The following is a 17,748-nucleotide window of genomic DNA, read 5'->3' as shown; positions in this document are numbered from 1 at the left end:
TGCGATGCTGTTGTCGATGAAAGGCATCAACAAGAGCTTCGGCGATGTCCAGGTTCTGACGAACGCCGGGCTGGACATCGAGCCGGGCGAGATCATGGCCCTGATCGGCCAGAACGGCGCCGGCAAGTCCACATTGATCAAGATCTTGACGGGTGCGCATTCCTGCGATGCGGGCACCATACGGTTCCAGGGCAGGGACGTGCGCTTCGCCTCGACCGCCGAGAGCCAGGCGGCTGGCATCGCCACCATCTATCAGGAAATCAACCTGGCGCAGAACCGCACTGTGGCCGAGAACATCTTCCTGGCTCGCGAGCCGCGTCGTTTCGGCCTCGTCGATCGGGCCAGAATGCAGGCTGCGGCAAGGACCGTTCTCAGTCGGTTCAAGCTGGACATCGACGTGAACCGGCCGTTGCAGGATTTCGGCGCCGCCACTCGGCAGATGGTGGCAATCGCGCGCGGAGTCACCCAGAACGCAAGGCTTCTCATCCTCGACGAACCGACCTCCTCGCTGGACGAACAGGAGGTGGAGGTGCTGTTCGAAACGATGCGGACGCTCAAGGCAGACGGCGTTGCCGCCATCTTCATCAGCCACCGGCTGGATGAGCTTTACGCGATTTGCGACCGCGTCACCATCATGCGCGACGGCCGCACTGTCGCGGTTAGTCCGATGAAGGACATATCCAAGGTCGCGCTGGTCAAGACCATGCTGGGCAAGGAACTGGCCGCCTTCACAGCCAAGAAGCGGGCGCATGGCGATGGCGACGGTAACTCACTCGTCAATGTCAGCAATCTCGGCGCCGGCGTCAGGGTGCGCGACGTTTCGCTGGCGATCGGTAAGGGCGAAATCGCCGGCCTTGCCGGCCTTCTGGGGGCGGGCCGCACTGAAACCGCCAGGCTGATCTATGCCGCCGACCGCAAGGAGCGCGGGTCGGTAACCATGGCCGGCCGTGCGGCCGACTACGCCGCGCCCGCAGATGCGATCCGCGACGGCATGGGCTTCGTTTCCGAGGATCGCAAGGTCGAGGGCATCGTGCCCGAGATGAGCGTGCGCGAGAACATGACATTGGCGATCTTGCCAAGGCTGCAGAAGGCCGGCCTTGTCGACAGGGTTGCCCAGCGCGGCATCGTCGAGAAATATATCCAGGCACTCGGCATAAAATGCTCCTCGCCCGAGCAGCCAATTCGGGAACTCTCCGGCGGCAACCAGCAGAAGGTGCTTTTGGCCCGATGGCTGTGCATGGACCCGCGCCTGTTGATCGTCGACGAGCCGACGCGCGGCATCGACGTCGGCGCCAAGGCGGAGATCCTCAAATTGCTGCGCGGTCTTGCCGACGAAGGCCTGAGTGTCCTGATGATCTCGTCGGAACTCGAAGAGTTGATCGCGGCCGCCGACAGCGTCACTGTTCTCAGTGACGGCAAGTCGGTGCGACGGCTTGCGTCGGACGAGATCACCGAGGCCAATCTCATGTCAGCGATGGCTCATCAGGAGGTGACCGCTTGAGCGCGGCGGAAGGGGCCGCCAGCCGGCGCAAACTGCCTTTCAATCTTGCCTCTTGGTTGAGCCGTTATGGCACTTTCGTCGCTTTGATCCTGCTCATTGTCTTCAACGCCATCGCCACGCCGAACTTCTTGTCGCTGCAGACCTTCAACGTGAACCTGACCCAGGTGGCCACGATCGTCATCGTCGCGGTCGGCATGACGTTGGTGATCGCCACCGGCGGTATAGATCTTTCCGTCGGCTCGCTGATGGCGATCGCCGGCGCGCTCGCGCCGATGATTCTGCAGGGCACGATCGTGCCCACGGTCAACCCATTGCTTACGCTGCCTCTGGCGTTCATTCTGCCGCTCATCGTGGTGGCGATGCTGGGCTGGTTCAACGGCTTCCTCGTCACCCGCTATTCGATCCAGCCGATCGTGGCGACGCTGGTGTTGTTCACCGCCGGGCGAGGCATCGCCCAGGTCATGACCAACGGCAATCTCCAGGTGTTCAAGAACGACGCCTTCCAATTCGTTGCGCTCGGTTATGTGTTTGGAATTCCGACGCAGGTGCTGATCATGATCGTGGTGGTGGCCGCAGCCGCCTTCCTGGTCAAGAGAACCGCTCTCGGGCGGCAGATTCTCGCGGTCGGTGGCAACGAGAAGGCGGCGCGTCTCTCGGGCATTCCGGCGCAGCGGGTCAAGCGTCTCGTCTATCTCATCAGTGGTGTTCTGGCAGGCCTTGCCGGGTTGATCGTGGTGGCGCGCAATTCGGCCAGCGATGCCAATCTGGTCGGGCTCGGCATGGAACTCGACGCCATTGCCGCGGTCGCGGTCGGCGGCACGCTGTTGACGGGCGGCAGGGCGAACATTCTTGGCACTCTGCTCGGCGCCTGCGTCATCCAGCTCGTCCGCTACACGCTTCTCGCCAACGGCGTGCCCGATGCTGCCGCCCTTGTCGTCAAGGCGGCGCTCATCGTCGCCGCCGTCTACATCCAGCAAAGCGCGGGCCCCGGTCGGACATGACGCAGACACCTTCGAGCCAGACCATCCTGGAGGCATTTGTTCCGCGCTCCAATCTGCAGCTTGCCAGGTTATGCGTCATCACGGTGGTGGTCGCTCTGCTGATTTTCGGCGCGCTGCGCTACGACCACTTCCTGTCGAGCTACAACATCCTGTCCTTCCTGCGTTACAATTCCATGTTCATGCTGATTGCACTGGGCATGGCGCTGGTGATCATGACGGGTGGCATCGATCTCTCGGTCGGTGGCACGGCTGCCATGGCGAGTGTCGTCGCAGCGTTGTTGTCGCCCTATGGCTGGGCGGTCGGGCTCGCTGGCGGATTGCTCGCCGGCCTCGGCGTTGGAATGATCAACGGCCTTGTCGTGACGCGGCTGCGCATTCAACCCTTCATCGCCACGCTCGCTGCAATGCTGGCCAGTTATGGCACCGCATTGCTGCTGGCCGGCAATCAGTCGGTATCGGTTTCCTACGACACCGCTTTCACCTTGATCGGTCAGGACGATTTCCTTGGCTTTCCGATCCCGGCCTGGATCGCGATCGCTGCCTATGTCGCGGGTTGGGTCGCACTGGAGCGACACCCCGTCGGTCGCCGTATTCTGGCGATCGGCGACGGCGAAGCCACCGCGAAGCTGATGGGTTTGAAGGTGGAACGCACCCTGTTTGGCGTCTATGCCGCCTCCGGGCTTCTAGCGGGTCTCGCCGGCGTCATCCTGGCCGCCCAGTTCGGCGCCGGACAGCCCACCGAAGGTGTCGGCTGGGAGCTCTTTGCGATCTCCTCGGTCGTCGTCGGCGGCACCGTGCTTTCAGGCGGCGTCGGCTCCGTCGGGGCAACGATGGCGGGCGCGCTGCTGCTCGCCATGGTCTTCAACATTCTCAATTTCGAGAATGGGCTCGGCGTCATCTCCCTGTCGGCCTACTGGCAGTCGGTCATCCGTGGTGCGTTCCTGCTGGTCGTCGTTGTCCTGCAGGCAAAGCTCGCCAGCGCCAGGCAAAACCCCTAGCTTCCCGCGCAAGGCCCGGTTGCTGCGCGGGTCCGCACTAGATCGTTGGATAGTGGCAGGCGACCTTGCGGCCTGGCCGATGCTCTCTTGGCTCCGGTCGCTCCGTACGGCATCGGTCGGTGGCGATCGGACATCTGGGATGGAAACGGCAGCCGGATGGCGGATTGAGCGGACTTGGCACGTCGCCGGTCAGGATGATGCGCCGGCGCGTGCCGCTCGGCGTCGTCTCCACGACGGGAACGGCGGAAATCAGCGCCTGGCTGTAAGGATGAGCCGGTGCCGAAAAGACCTCTTCCGCCGGGCCTTCTTCCACGATCGAACCGAGATACATGACCGCGATGCGGGTCGAAACCTGTCGCACCACCGACAGGTCGTGTGCGATGAAGATGTAGGTAAGTTTCAACTTCTCCTGGAGATCGGCGAGCAGGTTGACGATCTGCGCCTGCACCGACACGTCAAGCGCCGAGACGGGTTCGTCGAGCACGACAAGGTCCGGGTTGAGCGCGATAGCACGCGCGATGCCGACACGCTGGCGCTGCCCGCCGGAAAATTCATGCGGATAGCGCATGACGTGATCCGGCAGCAGGCCGACAAGATCGAACAGTTCCGCCACGCGCTTGGCGATCTCGCCCGACGAAAGCTTGGTGTGGATGCGCAGCGGCTCCGCCACCAGGTCGCCGACGCGCCGACGCGGGTTGAGCGAGGCCGAAGGGTCCTGGAAGACCATTTGCAGACGCCGCCGCAGCGGCCTGAGTTCGCCCAGCGACTTCGAAGTGATGTCGTCGTCTTCGAACAGCAATTCGCCGTCGGTGATGTCATAGAGCCGGACCAGGCAACGCGCCAGCGTGGACTTGCCGCAGCCGGACTCACCGACCAGCCCGACGGTCTCCCCACGCCGGACCGTCAGCGAAACATTGTCCACCGCATGGACGGTTCGCTTGCCCTCGCTGGAAAAGCGGCTGCCGATCGAGAAACGTTTGCCGAGCGCGCGCGTTTCGAGAATTGGCCGGTCTTGGTCGGTCATCGGTCCGCTCATGCTTGCGCCACCCGGAAGCAAGCCGCAGCGTGGGTGCCGTCGCCAAGGTTCGGCTTGCCTGCCACGCAAGGTTCGTACTGTACCGGGCAGCGTGGCCCGAAGGCGCAACCTTGCGGCAATCGCAGCAGCGACGGCGGTGAGCCGGGAATGGCCGGCAGTCGGCGCGGCTTCTCGCCAGTCAGCGGCGGGATCGAGCCGAGCAGGGCACGCGTGTAGGGGTGTCGCGGATCCGAGAACAGCTCCGCACGACCGCCGCGTTCCACCACGCGGCCGGCATACATGACCATGACGCGGTCGGCGAGTTCGGAAACAACGCCCATGTCATGCGTAATGAAGACGACCGCGGAATTGTGCGTCGCGCGCAGCTTGCGCACGAGATCGAGGATGCCGGCTTGCACGGTGACGTCGAGCGCGGTGGTCGGCTCGTCCGCCACCAGCAGCGCGGGATTGCAGGACAGCGCCATGGCGATCACCGCCCGTTGGCGCATGCCGCCGGAAAGCTGGTGCGGGTAGCGCGACATCGCCTCGCGCGGATTGGGGAAATTCACCTCGGCCAACAGTTCCTCGACGCGCTCCAGGGCCTTGGTCTTGCTGATAGTTCTATGCGCGCGGATCTGTTCGGCGATCTGCCAGCCGATCGTGTAGACCGGGGTCAGTGCCGTCATCGGGTCCTGGAAGATCATGGCGATCTCATTGCCGCGCAGGCGCCTGAGTTCGCGCGCCGGCAATCCCACCAATTCACGGCCCTTGTAGCGGATCGAGCCTTCGATCACCGCATTGGGGTCGGTGATCAGGCCCATGACCGCCAGCAGTGATACGGTCTTGCCGGAGCCGGATTCGCCGACCACGCCGAGGATCTCGCCTTCCTCGAGGTCGAAGGAAACGCCGTCGATGGCCCGCACCAGGCCGTCATCGGTGCGGAACGATACCCGAAGGTCACGCACAGACAGCATCATGACGTCCTCACGCGCGGATCGAGAAGAATGTAGACGAAATCGACCACTGCGTTGGCAACGACCACGAACATGGAAGCGTACATGACCGTCGCCATGATCATCGGCAGGTCGAGGTTCTGCAGCGCGTCATAGGTGAGTTTGCCGATGCCATGCAGTCCGAAGACCACCTCGGTAAGCAAAGCCGAGCCGCCCACCAGTGCGCCGAAGTCGAGTCCGAACAGGGTCACGAAAGCGATGAGTGAAGTGCGCAGCGCGTGGCGCAGCAGGATGCGCGTCTCCGACAGGCCCTTGGCGCGGGCCGTGCGGATATAGTCTTCCTGCATCGATTCGATGATCGCCGCCCGCAGCACCCGCCCATAGATGCCGATATAGAGGATGGCGAGCGTGATCCATGGGATGACCAGTGTCAGGAACCAGCCCTTCGGGTCGTCGGAGAAATTCTTGTAGCCGAGCGGCGGTACCCAGGAGAACAACCAGCTGTCGTGGTAGCGGCTCTGGGTGATCAGGTTCATCACCTCGCCCAGCCAGTAGACTGGCATGGAGATGCCGAGCAGTCCCAGCGCCATCAGTAGTTTGTCGAGCCAGCTGTCGCGGGTCGCTGCTGCGACGATACCGATGATGACCGACACGACCACCCACAGGATCGCCGCCCCGAATACCAGCGAAAGCGTGACCGGGATGGAATCCAGCACCGCCGGCACCACTTTCCAGCCGCGATTGACGAAGGAGGTCAGGTCGCCGGTGATGAAGATCTTCTCCATCATCCGCACATATTGCACGTAGAGCGGTTGGTCGAAACCGAAGTTGTGGCGCACCGCTTCCAGCACTTCGGGGGAAGCGTTGCGGCCAGCGATGCGCGCCGCCGGGTCGGCGCCCGGCGTGGCGAAGAAAATCAGGAAGACGATGACCGAGATGCCGAACATTACGAACAGCATCTGACCGAAACGGCGCAGGATCGCGTAGATCATCAGTCGCGCCCCAGCCGAACCTTGGAGCGCGGGTCGAGCGCGTCGCGCAGACCGTCGCCGAAGACATTGAGCGCCATCACGGAAATCGCGATGGCAAGGCCCGGCGCCAATGCCACCAGCGGTCGCGTATAAAGCAGCGCCTGCCCATCCTGGATGATCGTGCCCCAGCTTGCGGCCGGTGGCTGCACGCCGATCGAAAGGAAGGAGAGGGCTGATTCCGTAAGCATGTTCAGTGCCATCATCAACGGCACGAACACGATGAGCGTGGTGGTGATGTTGGGCAGGATGTCGCGCCAAAGGATGCGCGATCCCGGCACGCCGAGATTGATGGCCGCCATCACGAATTCGCTGTTGCGCAACGACAGAACCTGTCCGCGGATGGGGCGCGCCACATAGGGCACATAGACGATGCCGATGATGATGACAGGCAGCCATAGGCTGCCGGATTGGATGACGATCGGCCCGATCGAAATGCCTTGCGCAATCGTGACGATGGAAAGCGAGATCGCCAGAAGATAGATCGGAAATGCCCACAAGACGTCGAGAAAACGCGACAGCACCGTGTCGGTGATCCCGCCGAAATAGCCGGCGATCAGGCCCGCCGCCGTGCCGAGGATCAGGGTGAAGATGGTGGCCGCCCCGGAGATCAACAGCGAGCTGAGCCCACCATAGAGCATCCTGGCCATGACATCCCGGCCCTGGCTGTCCGCGCCGAGAAAGTAGTTGCCAAGCCGCCAGGTCGGACCGAGCGGCGTGTAGCCAAGCCCGAGCCCCTCCGTCGACTGCTCCATCACCGGAACGTCGACGCCGTCGATCTGGATGGTGGCGTCGAGCGTAGAGGCGAATGGGTCCACACCTGCCCAGTGCGCATACAAGGGCGCACTGAAACAGGCGAGGACGATGAGGAGGAACACGGCCAGGGACGCCATGGCGGCCCTGTTCCTTGTCAGCTTCGCAAGCGCGACGGCCCAAGGCCCTCGCGTCTTGCGCGGCACGGCAACGGCTTCAATCGACACGGACGTGTCCCCTCGCGGTTCGTTACTGCACCCAGGACTGGGTGATCATCCAGTTGAACTGCCGATTGAACTTGAAATTGCCCAGGCGCTTGCTGACGAAGTCGAGCCGCTTCGGCGTAAAGAGGCCGACGGCCGGCGCCTTGTCGGTCACCTGCTTATCGATTTCGGCCCACATCTTGTCGGCCGCTTTCTGGTCGGTGACGCCGAGGTCCAGTGCCTTCTGCATCTTGGCGTCGATATCCTTGTCGCAGAAGCCCGAAATGTTGATCGAAGCGTCGGAGCCTTCACGGAAAGATGCGCAGCTGAACAGGATGTTCAGGAAGTCCGAAGCTGCGGGATAGTCCTTGTACCACTGGGTCACCGACATCTGCACTTTGTTGTTGGTGTTCTGGATGTAGGTGAACTGGATGTTGGTCGAGATCGGCTTGACGTCGGCGGCATAGCCGATGCTGGTCAGCACGCTCTGCAGATAGACGCCGATCGACCGCGATACGGCGGTGTCCTCGACGATGATGGTCACCTTCTGGCCCTTGGTGCCGGATTCCTCGACAAGCTGCTTGGCCTTGTCGAGATCAGGTGCCGACCATTTGGCGCCGGGGTTCTTGGTGAAGGGGCAATAATCCTCGTGGCCGGGGAAGTCTGGCGGCAGAACCTGGCACACCGGAGCGCCAAGCACCTTGCCGCCGAACAGCTTGACCAGAGTGTTGCGATCGACCGCATAGGCCACTGCCTGCCGCGCCTTTTCATTGTCGAACGGCGCGAGGCGGGTGTTGAGCGGGGCATACCACCATGCGGAAAGTGGCGAGATGTGGAGTTGGTCCTTGAACTTGGTGCCGAGCTCGACCAGGCGGTCGCTTGGCAGCGGGTCGAACATCCAGTCCGCTTCGCCGTTCTGGATCGCGGTGACCGCCGCTTCCTCGGAGAGGCCGAAATCATATTGGACGACATCGGGATAGCCGTCCGGCTGGGCTTCCTCGCTCCACTGCTTGAAATGCGGATTGCGGGAAACTGTCATGCCCTTGTTGGGGTCGAAGGCGGAGATCATGTAAGGGCCGGTGCTGGGAATGGGCCTGGATCCCATGTCTTCTGCGGGCGTATCCGCCGGCAGGGTCACGGCATGCGGCAACGCCAGCTTGTAGAGAAGTTCGGCATCCGGCTTGATGATGTTGATCGTAACCGTTCCGGCCGCCTCGTCGCCGACGATGCCGCCTTCGAGCGTACAGCTCTTGGTGTCGGCCAGGCATTTGTCGGCGCCGACGATGCCGGCATAGAAGGTGCCGGAGGTTGGTCCCGAAATCTTGAAGATGCGCTGGAACGAGGCGACCACGTCCTTCACGCCGAGGTCCTGGCCGCTGGAGAACTTGATGCCCTTGCGCAGCTTGAAAGTGAAGGTCTTGCCGTCATTGCTGACTTGCGGCAGCGCCTCTGCCAGGTCGGGGACGATGGTGAAGCCGTCCATGCCTTCGGCTTTGCGAAAGGCGACCAGGCCGTCATAGATCGGCTGGTACATCTGCCAGCCCTGATCGGTGTAGTTGATATGCGGGTCGAGCGTTCCGGCCGCGGCGCGGGCCAGAAGGCGAATGGTGCCACCGCGATGTTCCTTGAGATATTCGGCCTGTGCCGGAGCCAGCCATGTGCCGGCCAAGAGTGCCGCGGCCGAAGCCGCCAAGAGCAGTTTCTTCATTCTTGATTCCCCTTTTCTTAGCTGTCGTTGTGGTCCAGGAAGTCTCCCACCACCCGCATGCAGCGTTCTTGCTCTTCCACATGCGGCATGTGGCTGGAATGCTCGAATATCTCCCAGCGCGATCCCTTGATGCCGTCCTTGTAGGGCTGCACGGTCGCGGGTGTGGCCTCGTCGTAACGTCCGGAGATGATCAGGGTGGGAACATCGATGGCTGCCAGGCGGTCGACGATAGTCCAGTTCTTCAGCGTGCCGATGACGTGGAACTCGTTCGGCCCGTTCATCACATTGTAGACGGTGGGATTGCGCGCCACCTGGGCGAAGCTTTCCGCCACTTCCGGCGGAAAGGGCACGACACGGCAGACATGCCGCTCGTAAAACACCATCGTTGCCTGCTGATAGTCCGGATGGTCGGTCGTGCCGGCCTTTTCATGCCGGGTCAGGGTTTCCTGGACGTCCTCCGGCAGGTCGGCGCGAAGCCGGTTCGCTTCTTCGACCCACAGCTTCATGGAAGCCGGCGAATTGGCGATCGTCAGCGACTTCAAGCCTTGCGGGCGTGTCACTGCATATTCAGCCCCCAACATGCCGCCCCAGCTCTGGCCGAGCACATGGAAGCCACTGCGGATGCCAAGGTGGTCGACCAGGTTTTCAAGCTCGTCGATGAAAAGTTGTGGCGTCCAGAAATCGGCGCCCTTCTCCGGCAACAATGTGGAATTGCCGCATCCCAACTGGTCATAATGGATGACGGCGCGACCCCCGCAGGCGAGAAGCTTGTAGGCATCGACATAGTTGTGCGCGACGCCGGGGCCGCCATGCAGGATCACCACCGGCGCTTTGTCGCCGAGCTCGCCACTGATCCGGTACCAGGTTTCGTAGCCACCGAAGGCGGCGCGTCCTTCCTTGCGATTGATCCCTGACGACATTCCGGTTCCTGGCATTGTTGAAGGCATATTGTCGGTACCCCGCGCCACCGCCGTCTAGTTCTTGGCCCGGTTGGCCTGCACCCATTCCTCCAGCATCTGCACGCCGAACGCCGTGGCGCCCTGCCTGGCGAGCGGACGATCGGTGTCGGTCAATTCCTTGCTTGCGATGTCGAGGTGCACCCAGGGGCGGTCTTCCGTGAAATGGCGCAGGAAGGCCGCGGCGTAGGGGGCATCGCCATCTTCCATATCCTTGGCGTGATGCCTGAGATCGGCGAATGGCGACTTCAGGCCCTCGTCGTAGGCGCGGTCAAGCGGCAGTCGCCAGAACCGTTCGCCCACCGTTTCCCCCGCCGCGATCATCTGCGAGGCGAGCGCATCGTCGGTGCTGAACAGCCCTGCGAATATCGAGCCCAGGCCTCGGGTCACCGAATAGGTCAGCGTGGCCAGATCGACGATCACCGATGGGTTGAAACGTGTGGCGGCGTAGTAGAGACAGTCTGCCAGCAACAGGCGACCCTCCGCGTCCGTGTCGAACACTTCGACAGTCTGTCCCGAGGCAGTGGTGATGATGTCGCGGGGTTTCAACGCGGTGCCGGACGGCATGTTTTCGGCGATGCCGAGCACGCCGACCGCATGGACGGGGCTGCCCTGCCTGGCCAGCGCGATCAGCAAGCCGACCACGGCGGCCGCGCCACCCATGTCCCCCTTCATGTCGAACATCTGCGATCCGCCCTTGATGCAGAGGCCGCCGGAATCGAAGCAGACGCCCTTGCCGACGAAGGCAAGTGGCTGCGCGGGCGAGCCTTTGCCGCGATAGCGCAGAACGGCGACGCGCGGCGCGCGCACCGAGCCTGCTCCGACAGCGAGCAACGCGTTCATGCCGAGCTCCGTCAGCTGCGCCGCATCGAGCATTTCGACCTCGATCCCGGCTTCGCGCAAAGGCTCCAGATGATCGTGGAAACTGTCGGGGTGGAGATGGTTCGGCGGCAAGTTGACCAGCGTCCGGGCATATTCGACGCCGTCGGCGATCGCATTGATCCGCGCCAGCGCCGGGGCGAGTTCCGCGTCGCTTGCGCCGACCAATTGTACCCGCAGGGTTCGATCCGCTCCGGCACCCTGCCGCTGATTGCGCATGTCGAAACGATACCTGCGCAGCCGCATGCCAAGCGCGACGCGCGCCAGGATTTCGGCACCGGACTGGCACACATCGGCAGTGGGGTCGAGGACAAGGGTGGCCGTGCTTTCGCCCTTGCTTTCCAGATGCGCGGCCAGGGCGCCGCCGGCGCGCGCCAGCGACAGCGCGGTCACGGCTTCGGCCTTGCCCAATGCCAGGATGATCACGCGCTTGGCCGCGATTGCCTGCGGGGCAATGACATCGATGCAAGTGCTGGATTCTGCCAATGTGGCCGGGTCGGAACAAGCGCGGGACAAAATCCCACCGATCTGAGCGTCCAGTGCCGCAGCCCGTGGGCCGAAACCACTGCGGGCGGTTTGCAAGATCACGATGACGGAGGCTTCCTTGGAAATCTCGTCTGCCGCTTCGAAGACAGGCACTGGCGATTGAGGCATAAGCAGGCATTCTCCCATGCTATGGCGACGCCGGGCGAGGGCTGCTTGCGACATGCTCCTTGCGTCGAAATGCGGTTCGTCACCCATTTCGAGCTTTTGAGGTCATGCGTCAGGCTGCGTCGGCCACCGGTCAAATCCGGTAAAGCCGGCTATCGCCGTTCGTTGAATGGTGTCGGAGTCCCGAAGAGTCGTTTTCTCGTGACGACTTAGTTGTTCTTGCCTTTTTGGTATCCCCGAACGTGGGAGGTGATCAAACGCCAATTTTGTCCATATCGATTGACAAAAACTCAACTGAGAATTCATGATCGAGGAATGGCCTTACCCTCACTCAATGGCATGCGCGCTTTCGAGGCTGCCGCACGTCTCGGCAGCATCAAGGATGCGGCGGAAGAGCTGCATCTGACGCCTTCGGCGGTCAGCCGTCACATCCGTGCGCTCGAACGGAACCTCGGCCAGGAATTGTTCGAACGCGGATTTCGCCAGGTAACGGTGACGCAGCGGGGGTCCTATTACGCGCGCAGCCTCTCCGAAGCTTTCGACGCCATCTGGCGCGCAACCGACGATGTCAGCCTTTACGATGGGCCGCGTCGCAGCAAGCTCCAGCGTGTCAGGCTGCTGTGCGAACCGACTTTTCTGAACCTCTGGCTGGCGGACCGGCTGCCGAGTTTCCGTCGCGAGCATCCGTCGGTGGATCTGGAGATTTCGACTTCCGGCAAGCGGACCAACTTCGATTTGGCTATCGTCGACGAGTTTGTCTACAAGGCCGGTCCGGCGCTCACATTGATGATCCCGCTCCTGCTGACGCCGGTCTGCGCGCCTTCGCTGCTCGATGGTCCCGTACCGCTCAACTCGCCCGCAGACCTGCTCAACCATCACCTGATCCACGAATGCGAGACCACGAGGTGGAAGCAGTGGCTGGAGCAGGAGGGTATTCAGGATGGCATGCCGCATTCGGGTGCGGTTCTGCATGATTGCACCTTGATCATGCGAGAGGCGATGAACGGTGCCGGCATCGCGCTTGCCGACACGATCATGGCGCAGGACCTTTTGCGCCAGGGCAGGCTTGTCGCTCCGCTGGAGGCCCGCCACACCTATCCGGCCGGCTATTATCTGCAGCAGCGCCGCAGTGTCGGCAACAAGCCGGGCACCGGCCTGTTTCAGGATTGGCTGCTTTCCGAGGTTGCCGACCACAAGCGGGCAATGGCCATCGTCTAGGCGAAACACCAGCCTCAACGATTGCTCGTATCGCATAATCTGATTGAACGTTCATTCAATTTCTGTGGACGCGCTCCTTAACTCGTGGCAGATTTGGTTCGAGGGAGAGACGCGGCAATCATGAAAAATTGGGATGCGATCATCATCGGCGGTGGCCACAACGGTCTCGTCAATGCCTGCTATCTGCAGCGCGCCGGCCTGGATGTCGTGGTTCTGGAGCAGAAGGATTGGGTTGGCGGAGCCGCCACGAGCCGCTCGCTGACGCCGGGCTTCATCTACTCCAACTGCTCCTATGTCTGCTCGCTGTTCCGGCCAGAGATCATGCGCGACCTGGAGCTGCCGCGCTTCGGATTGCAGGTCATACCCTATGAGGGCGGGGCCGTGTTCACTCGCGACGGCGACTATCTCGCCAATTATCGCGACCACGATGCGCATCGCCGCGAATTCGCGCGGTTCTCGCCGCGCGACGCCGAAGCATATGGGCGCTATTCGCGCGACGTCACCCGTCAGTGCCGCTTCATCCAGCCGCTGCTGATGCGGACCGCCCCCGATCCGACGAGCTTCAAGCCGCGCGACATCGGCGAGCTGCTCTATCTGGGAAAGAAGTTCGCCGGTTTGACCGCCGAGGAGATGGCGCTGACATTGCGCTTCTGGACGATGTCGATTTCGGACTTCCTTGACGAATATTTCGAGACCGATGTCATCAAGGCGAACTTCGCTCTGTCGGGCATTATCGGCACGGCACTTGGGCCAATGTCGCCCGGCACGGCCTATGTTTTGCTCCACCACTATATGGTCGAGGTCGACGGCTCGGTCGGTGCCTGGGGTTATGCGCGCGGTGGCATGGGTGCCGTCACCCAGGCGCTGGCGGCCTCCTTCCAGGCTGCTGGCGGCACCATCCGCACCGGCGCTGAGGTCGAGCAGGTGCTGGTCCGCAACGGCCGCGCGCGCGGCGTGGTCCTAGCCGACGGCGAGGAGGTTCTCGGCAAGCTTGTCGCGTCCAATGCCGACGTCAAGCGCACGTTCCTCGGACTGGTCGAGGCCAAGGAACTGCCCGACATATTCCTTCGACGGGTCAAGAACTTCAAGATCCGCGGTTCGTCCGGCAAGGTGAACATCGCGCTCGATTCCATGCCGGTCTTCCCGGCATTGCCCGAGGATTCGCCCTGCTATCGCGGCGACATGCATTTCACGGATTCGGTCGAGCGCATGGAGCGCGCCTATGACGACTGGAAGGCAGGTCGCTGGTCCGCCGACCCCTTCCTCGACATGGTTATCCCGACCACGCTCGATTCGACCATGGCCGCCCCTGGCAAACATTTCATGAGTTGTTTCGTGCAATACGCGCCGCCAAAGGTGCAAGGGCGCGAATGGACCGATGCCGACCGCGACGGCTTCGCCGAAAGCGTCATCGCCCAGATCGCCGAGTATTCGCCGGGTTTCAGGGACCGGATCGTCCATATGGAGGTCCGCACGCCACGCGAGATCGAGGCCGAAACCGGCCTCACCGAAGGCAACATCTTCCAGGGCGAACTCACCTTCGACCAGCTTTTGTTCAATCGCCCGGTGCCGGGCTATGCCCAATACCGGTCACCGGTCGACGGCCTCTATCTGTGCGGTTCGTCCACGCATCCGGGCGGCGGTGTCATGGGCGCACCCGGTCGCAATGCCGCCTGTGAAATTCTGCGCGATCTCAAGCGCAGCGCCAATCATGTGAGCGGAGCCCACGATGTCATTTGATGCGATCGTCGTCGGCGGCGGCCACAACGGCCTGGTTGCGGCAACAGTACTTGCCAAGGCCGGCCGCAAGGTAACCGTGCTGGAGGCCGGCGATGCGTTTGGTGGCGCTGCGCGTACCGAGAGCTTTGCCCCCGGTTTCCGGACTTCCGTCGCGCATGTTCTCAATCGCCTGCATCCCGATGTCATAAAAACACTGGAGCTTGAGAAACATGGCCTGGCGCTCGATCGGGTCCAGCCGGTCCCGACCGTCGTGCTGGCGCAGGATGGCGAAGCGCTGGTATTGCATGGCGCTTATGGCGAACGCCTGACCGGCGTTCAGGTCCAGGAGGAACGAGCCTGGCTCGACCTGCGTGCGCAGCTCATTCGCTATGCGGGAATTCTCAAGCCGATGCTGGCGCGGCGGCCGCCCGATCTCTCCGGCATGTCCTTCGCCGAAAGCTCCGCACTTGGCATGACTGCCCTCTCTTTGCGTCGGCTTGGCAAGGAGGACATGCGTGATTTCCTGCGCATGCTGTTGATGAATGTGGCCGATGTCGCCGACGAACATCTCGGCGACGACAGGCTGAAGGGGCTCCTCGCGTTCGATGCCGTGCTCGGCAGCCATCTCGGTCCGCGCTCGCCCACCTCGCTGCTCGGGCTCTATTACCGTCTGGCGGGCGAGGTCGGTGGACAGGCGGGCGCGCAGCTCATCCCCAAGGGTGGGCTTGGCGAAATCATCGCCGCCATCACGACGAGCGCGGAAAGGGCCGGGGTTCGGCTGCGCAGCAAGGCCAAGGTCGCCAAAATACAGATCGAAAAAGGCCATGTGGTCGGCATCTTGCTGGAAGATGGCGAGCGGATCAGCGCGCCGATCGTCCTGGCCGCGGTCAACCCGGCTGCGCTCTTCATGGAACTCGTCGGTCCACGCCAACTCGACACCGGCCTGGTGCGCAAGGTCAAGAACATCCGCATGCACGGCTTCGCTGCCAAACTGCATCTCGCGCTCGACGAACCGCCGCGCTTCACCGGGGTCAGTCCCGATGACCATCGGGGCAGGCTGGTGATCGCGCCGTCGACCGACCATGTCGAACTGGCCTTCAATCCTTCGAAATATGGCGAGTTCTCATCGGAGCCGGTGATGGAGATCACCTTGCCCAGCCTTTCGGATCCGTCACTGGCTCCGGCGGGGGCGTGTATGCTGTCGGCCGTTGTTCAATTCGCGCCCTATGCACTGAAGCAAGGTTGGGATGTTGGCAAGTCGCTGTTCCTGCAGGCGATCATGGCGCAGCTGGAACGCTTTGCGCCGGGCATTGGCAAAAGCGTGCGGCACGCGGAACTCCTGACGCCGCTCGACATCGAACAGCGCTATCATATGCCCGGTGGCCACTGGCACCATGGCGAACTGCAGGCCGACCAGATGCTGATGTCGCGCCCGATCGCTGGCTGCGCCGGTTACAACACACCCATCGACGGTCTGTTTCTGGCGGGATCGGGTTCTCATCCTGGCGGCGGCGTTTCAGGTGTGCCGGGGCTCAACGCGGCACGACGTGTCTTGGCGAGGGGATGAGGCGATGCGCAACACCGATATGACCAATGCCCCATCCGGACACGTACTGCGGATTGCCAGGCAGCAGCATTTCCGCACCCTTCGTTTGCCGACGCCATTCCAGCCACGCATCGAAGCGTTGGCCGCCAGGCAGGATTGGTACAGCTGGAGCGGCTACAAGGCGCCGTTGTCGCTGTGGGATGAAGAGCTCGAATATTTCGCAATTCGCAGCCAGGCGGCGCTCTTCGACATTTCTCCCATGGTCAAATACCTCGTCGAGGGCGATGATGCCGAGGCGTTCCTCAATCGGGTAACGCTCCGGGACGTCGCCAAGCTCAAACCCGGCAAGGTTCACTATACGGCGTGGTGCGACGATGGCGGCCATGTTCTCGACGACGGCACGCTATTTCGGTTCTCCACCGACAGGTTCCGTCTGTGCTGTCAGGAACGCCACCTGCCATGGCTGTTGGACAGCGCTATCGGTTTTGATGTCAGTGTATCTGAGGAGACCGAAGCGGTTGCCGGTCTGGCCCTGCAAGGTCCGACCGCCTATGCCGTCTTGCGCGATGCCGGCTTTGCCGGTGTAGAGAAGCTACGGATTTTTGATCTTGCCGATTTTCCGCACGAAAACGGCGCGGTGACGATCTCGAGAACCGGATTTACCGGTGATCTCGGCTACGAATTGTTCGTGCCGTCCGATCTGGCGCTCAGCCTGTGGGACCGGCTGGTGACGGCCGGCCGCGAGCACGGCATCCGCCCGATCGGTTACACCGCACTCAACCGGGCGCGCATCGAGGCGGGATTGATTGTCGCCAACGCGGATTTTGTCACCGCGGACCACGCCATTCGCGCCGATCGTCCGTGCATGCCCGACGAGATCGGGCTCGGCTTCATGGTCGATCCCGACAAGGGGCATTTCAACGGGCGTTGAGCGATCCTGGCCGCGCGGCGCGACAAGACGCTGAAGCGCATTCTGGTGGGTCTGGAAATCGAGGGCAACGTTCTGGCCGAACACGCCATCGTCTATCATCGTGGCAAACGCGAAATCGGCCTGGTCACCGCCGCGATCTGGTCGCCGACGGCAAAGCGCAACATCGCGATTGCCAGTTTGCAGCGACCTTACGGCGATACGATCGTTGACGATCTCTGGGTCGAAATCTATGCGATGCGGGAATTGCAGTATCACAAGATGATGAAGCGGGCGAAAGTCGTGCCGCGACCCTTCATCAAGCTGGAGCGTCGCTCAGCCTTCCCGCCGGGTGAGCGTTAGAGGCAAGGGATGCCGGTTGCTTGCGGGTCGCAACGATGCGACCGTCGGTGCGGTGCCGGCCTCGCGTTTATCTGGCGGCGTCGGCTAGCGCGGCAAGCTCGGTGTGCGTCAGCGTGATCGTGTAGTGATAGTTCGAGCCTTTCGCATACATGTCGCGTGCGACGATCGACAGCGATACGCCACCGTCTCGCGTGGAGACATCCTCCTTGGCCAATCGGCGGTCAAAAAGCTCTTTGACATCGCCGTCGCGTTTCGCGGGTCGCACACACATACGCATCTATGTTCGCCTCCTGCCTGGTTTTAACGCGGACCGAACTCTTGTCCGAACAACAGCGCTCGAAGAGCGGCC

Annotated in this window: 14 protein-coding genes and 1 pseudogene; 7 read left to right on the top strand and 8 right to left on the bottom strand. The window is 62.5% G+C overall.

Annotated features, from left to right (window positions below; all coding sequences use genetic code 11):
• Positions 1–4: 4 nt before the first annotated feature.
• Genes FZF13_RS02210 through FZF13_RS02200 form a run of 3 tightly spaced genes read left to right on the top strand, consistent with a single transcriptional unit; the run spans position 5 to position 3,500 of the window.
• Positions 5–1,501 (top strand): sugar ABC transporter ATP-binding protein, encoded by a 1,497-nt coding sequence (locus FZF13_RS02210; protein ID WP_024926441.1) that lies wholly within the window; start codon positions 5–7, stop codon positions 1,499–1,501.
• Positions 1,498–2,502 (top strand): ABC transporter permease, encoded by a 1,005-nt coding sequence (locus FZF13_RS02205; RefSeq protein WP_024926442.1) that lies wholly within the window; start codon positions 1,498–1,500, stop codon positions 2,500–2,502. The genes FZF13_RS02210 and FZF13_RS02205 overlap by 4 nt, the downstream gene beginning before the upstream one ends.
• On the top strand, positions 2,499–3,500 hold the full coding sequence (locus FZF13_RS02200) for an ABC transporter permease (protein ID WP_024926443.1): 1,002 nt from the start codon (positions 2,499–2,501) through the stop codon (positions 3,498–3,500). The genes FZF13_RS02205 and FZF13_RS02200 overlap by 4 nt, the downstream gene beginning before the upstream one ends.
• A 37-nt stretch (positions 3,501–3,537) precedes the next feature.
• Here FZF13_RS02200 and FZF13_RS02195 read toward each other — a convergent pair whose 3' ends face one another.
• The 7 genes from FZF13_RS02195 to FZF13_RS02165 are packed head-to-tail and all read right to left on the bottom strand — an operon-like array spanning position 3,538 to position 11,649.
• Positions 3,538–4,524: an ABC transporter ATP-binding protein gene (locus FZF13_RS02195; protein WP_024926444.1), complete on the bottom strand. Its 987-nt coding sequence runs from the start codon at positions 4,522–4,524 to the stop codon at positions 3,538–3,540.
• Positions 4,525–4,532: 8 nt separating this feature from the next.
• Positions 4,533–5,492, bottom strand: a complete 960-nt coding sequence (locus FZF13_RS02190; RefSeq protein ID WP_024926445.1) for an ABC transporter ATP-binding protein — start codon at positions 5,490–5,492, stop codon at positions 4,533–4,535.
• The gene (locus tag FZF13_RS02185) at positions 5,489–6,460 is read right to left on the bottom strand and encodes an ABC transporter permease (protein WP_024926446.1); all 972 of its coding nucleotides are present in this window, start codon (positions 6,458–6,460) and stop codon (positions 5,489–5,491) included. The genes FZF13_RS02190 and FZF13_RS02185 overlap by 4 nt, the downstream gene beginning before the upstream one ends.
• Positions 6,460–7,476 carry an ABC transporter permease gene (locus tag FZF13_RS02180; RefSeq protein WP_024926447.1) on the bottom strand — a complete coding sequence of 339 codons (1,017 nt, stop codon included), beginning with the start codon at positions 7,474–7,476 and terminating at the stop codon, positions 6,460–6,462. Before FZF13_RS02180 ends, FZF13_RS02185 begins: the two co-directional genes overlap by 1 nt.
• A 22-nt stretch (positions 7,477–7,498) precedes the next feature.
• Positions 7,499–9,160, bottom strand: a complete 1,662-nt coding sequence (locus FZF13_RS02175) for an ABC transporter substrate-binding protein (protein WP_024926448.1) — start codon at positions 9,158–9,160, stop codon at positions 7,499–7,501.
• 17 nt (positions 9,161–9,177) lie between these two features.
• A complete protein-coding gene (locus FZF13_RS02170; protein ID WP_024926449.1) occupies positions 9,178–10,080 on the bottom strand; it encodes a proline iminopeptidase-family hydrolase in 903 nt (300 codons plus the stop codon).
• 54 nt (positions 10,081–10,134) lie between these two features.
• Positions 10,135–11,649 (bottom strand): leucyl aminopeptidase, encoded by a 1,515-nt coding sequence (locus FZF13_RS02165; protein WP_024926450.1) that lies wholly within the window; start codon positions 11,647–11,649, stop codon positions 10,135–10,137.
• A 312-nt stretch (positions 11,650–11,961) separates the two neighbouring features.
• On the opposite strand from FZF13_RS02165, the gene FZF13_RS02160 reads away from it, so the two are divergent.
• From FZF13_RS02160 to FZF13_RS02145, 4 genes and pseudogenes are all read left to right on the top strand, one after another.
• Complete coding sequence (locus FZF13_RS02160) at positions 11,962–12,864, top strand: LysR family transcriptional regulator (protein WP_024926451.1); 903 nt, start codon at positions 11,962–11,964, stop codon at positions 12,862–12,864.
• Between the two features lie 120 nt (positions 12,865–12,984).
• The gene (locus FZF13_RS02155) at positions 12,985–14,604 is read left to right on the top strand and encodes a phytoene desaturase family protein (RefSeq protein ID WP_024926452.1); all 1,620 of its coding nucleotides are present in this window, start codon (positions 12,985–12,987) and stop codon (positions 14,602–14,604) included.
• Entirely contained in the window at positions 14,594–16,150 is a 1,557-nt protein-coding gene (locus tag FZF13_RS02150; protein ID WP_024926453.1) for a phytoene desaturase family protein, read from the top strand. The genes FZF13_RS02155 and FZF13_RS02150 overlap by 11 nt, the downstream gene beginning before the upstream one ends.
• Positions 16,151–16,154: 4 nt before the next feature.
• Positions 16,155–17,399 (top strand): annotated as a pseudogene (locus tag FZF13_RS02145) (aminomethyl transferase family protein).
• Between the two features lie 67 nt (positions 17,400–17,466).
• On the opposite strand, the gene FZF13_RS02140 reads toward FZF13_RS02145, so the two are convergent.
• The gene (locus FZF13_RS02140) at positions 17,467–17,676 is read right to left on the bottom strand and encodes a hypothetical protein (protein ID WP_137901164.1); all 210 of its coding nucleotides are present in this window, start codon (positions 17,674–17,676) and stop codon (positions 17,467–17,469) included.
• Between the last annotated feature and the right edge of the window lie 72 nt (positions 17,677–17,748).

This window comes from Mesorhizobium terrae (assembly GCF_008727715.1).
GTDB classification, from domain to species: domain Bacteria; phylum Pseudomonadota; class Alphaproteobacteria; order Rhizobiales; family Rhizobiaceae; genus Mesorhizobium; species Mesorhizobium terrae.
Note: the sequence above shows the minus strand (reverse complement) of the source record. Positions and strands in the feature narration are given on the sequence as shown.

Coding starts and splice junctions, on each gene's coding strand:
- FZF13_RS02210 (WP_024926441.1), top strand. CDS start 5: ATGCTGTTGTCGATGAAAGGCATCAACAAGAGCTTCGGCGATGTCCAG.
- FZF13_RS02200 (WP_024926443.1), top strand. CDS start 2,499: ATGACGCAGACACCTTCGAGCCAGACCATCCTGGAGGCATTTGTTCCG.
- FZF13_RS02195 (WP_024926444.1), bottom strand. CDS start 4,524: ATGACCGACCAAGACCGGCCAATTCTCGAAACGCGCGCGCTCGGCAAA.
- FZF13_RS02190 (WP_024926445.1), bottom strand. CDS start 5,492: ATGATGCTGTCTGTGCGTGACCTTCGGGTATCGTTCCGCACCGATGAC.
- FZF13_RS02185 (WP_024926446.1), bottom strand. CDS start 6,460: ATGATCTACGCGATCCTGCGCCGTTTCGGTCAGATGCTGTTCGTAATG.
- FZF13_RS02175 (WP_024926448.1), bottom strand. CDS start 9,160: ATGAAGAAACTGCTCTTGGCGGCTTCGGCCGCGGCACTCTTGGCCGGC.
- FZF13_RS02170 (WP_024926449.1), bottom strand. CDS start 10,080: ATGTCGTCAGGGATCAATCGCAAGGAAGGACGCGCCGCCTTCGGTGGC.
- FZF13_RS02165 (WP_024926450.1), bottom strand. CDS start 11,649: ATGCCTCAATCGCCAGTGCCTGTCTTCGAAGCGGCAGACGAGATTTCC.
- FZF13_RS02160 (WP_024926451.1), top strand. CDS start 11,962: ATGGCCTTACCCTCACTCAATGGCATGCGCGCTTTCGAGGCTGCCGCA.
- FZF13_RS02155 (WP_024926452.1), top strand. CDS start 12,985: ATGAAAAATTGGGATGCGATCATCATCGGCGGTGGCCACAACGGTCTC.
- FZF13_RS02150 (WP_024926453.1), top strand. CDS start 14,594: ATGTCATTTGATGCGATCGTCGTCGGCGGCGGCCACAACGGCCTGGTT.
- FZF13_RS02140 (WP_137901164.1), bottom strand. CDS start 17,676: ATGCGTATGTGTGTGCGACCCGCGAAACGCGACGGCGATGTCAAAGAG.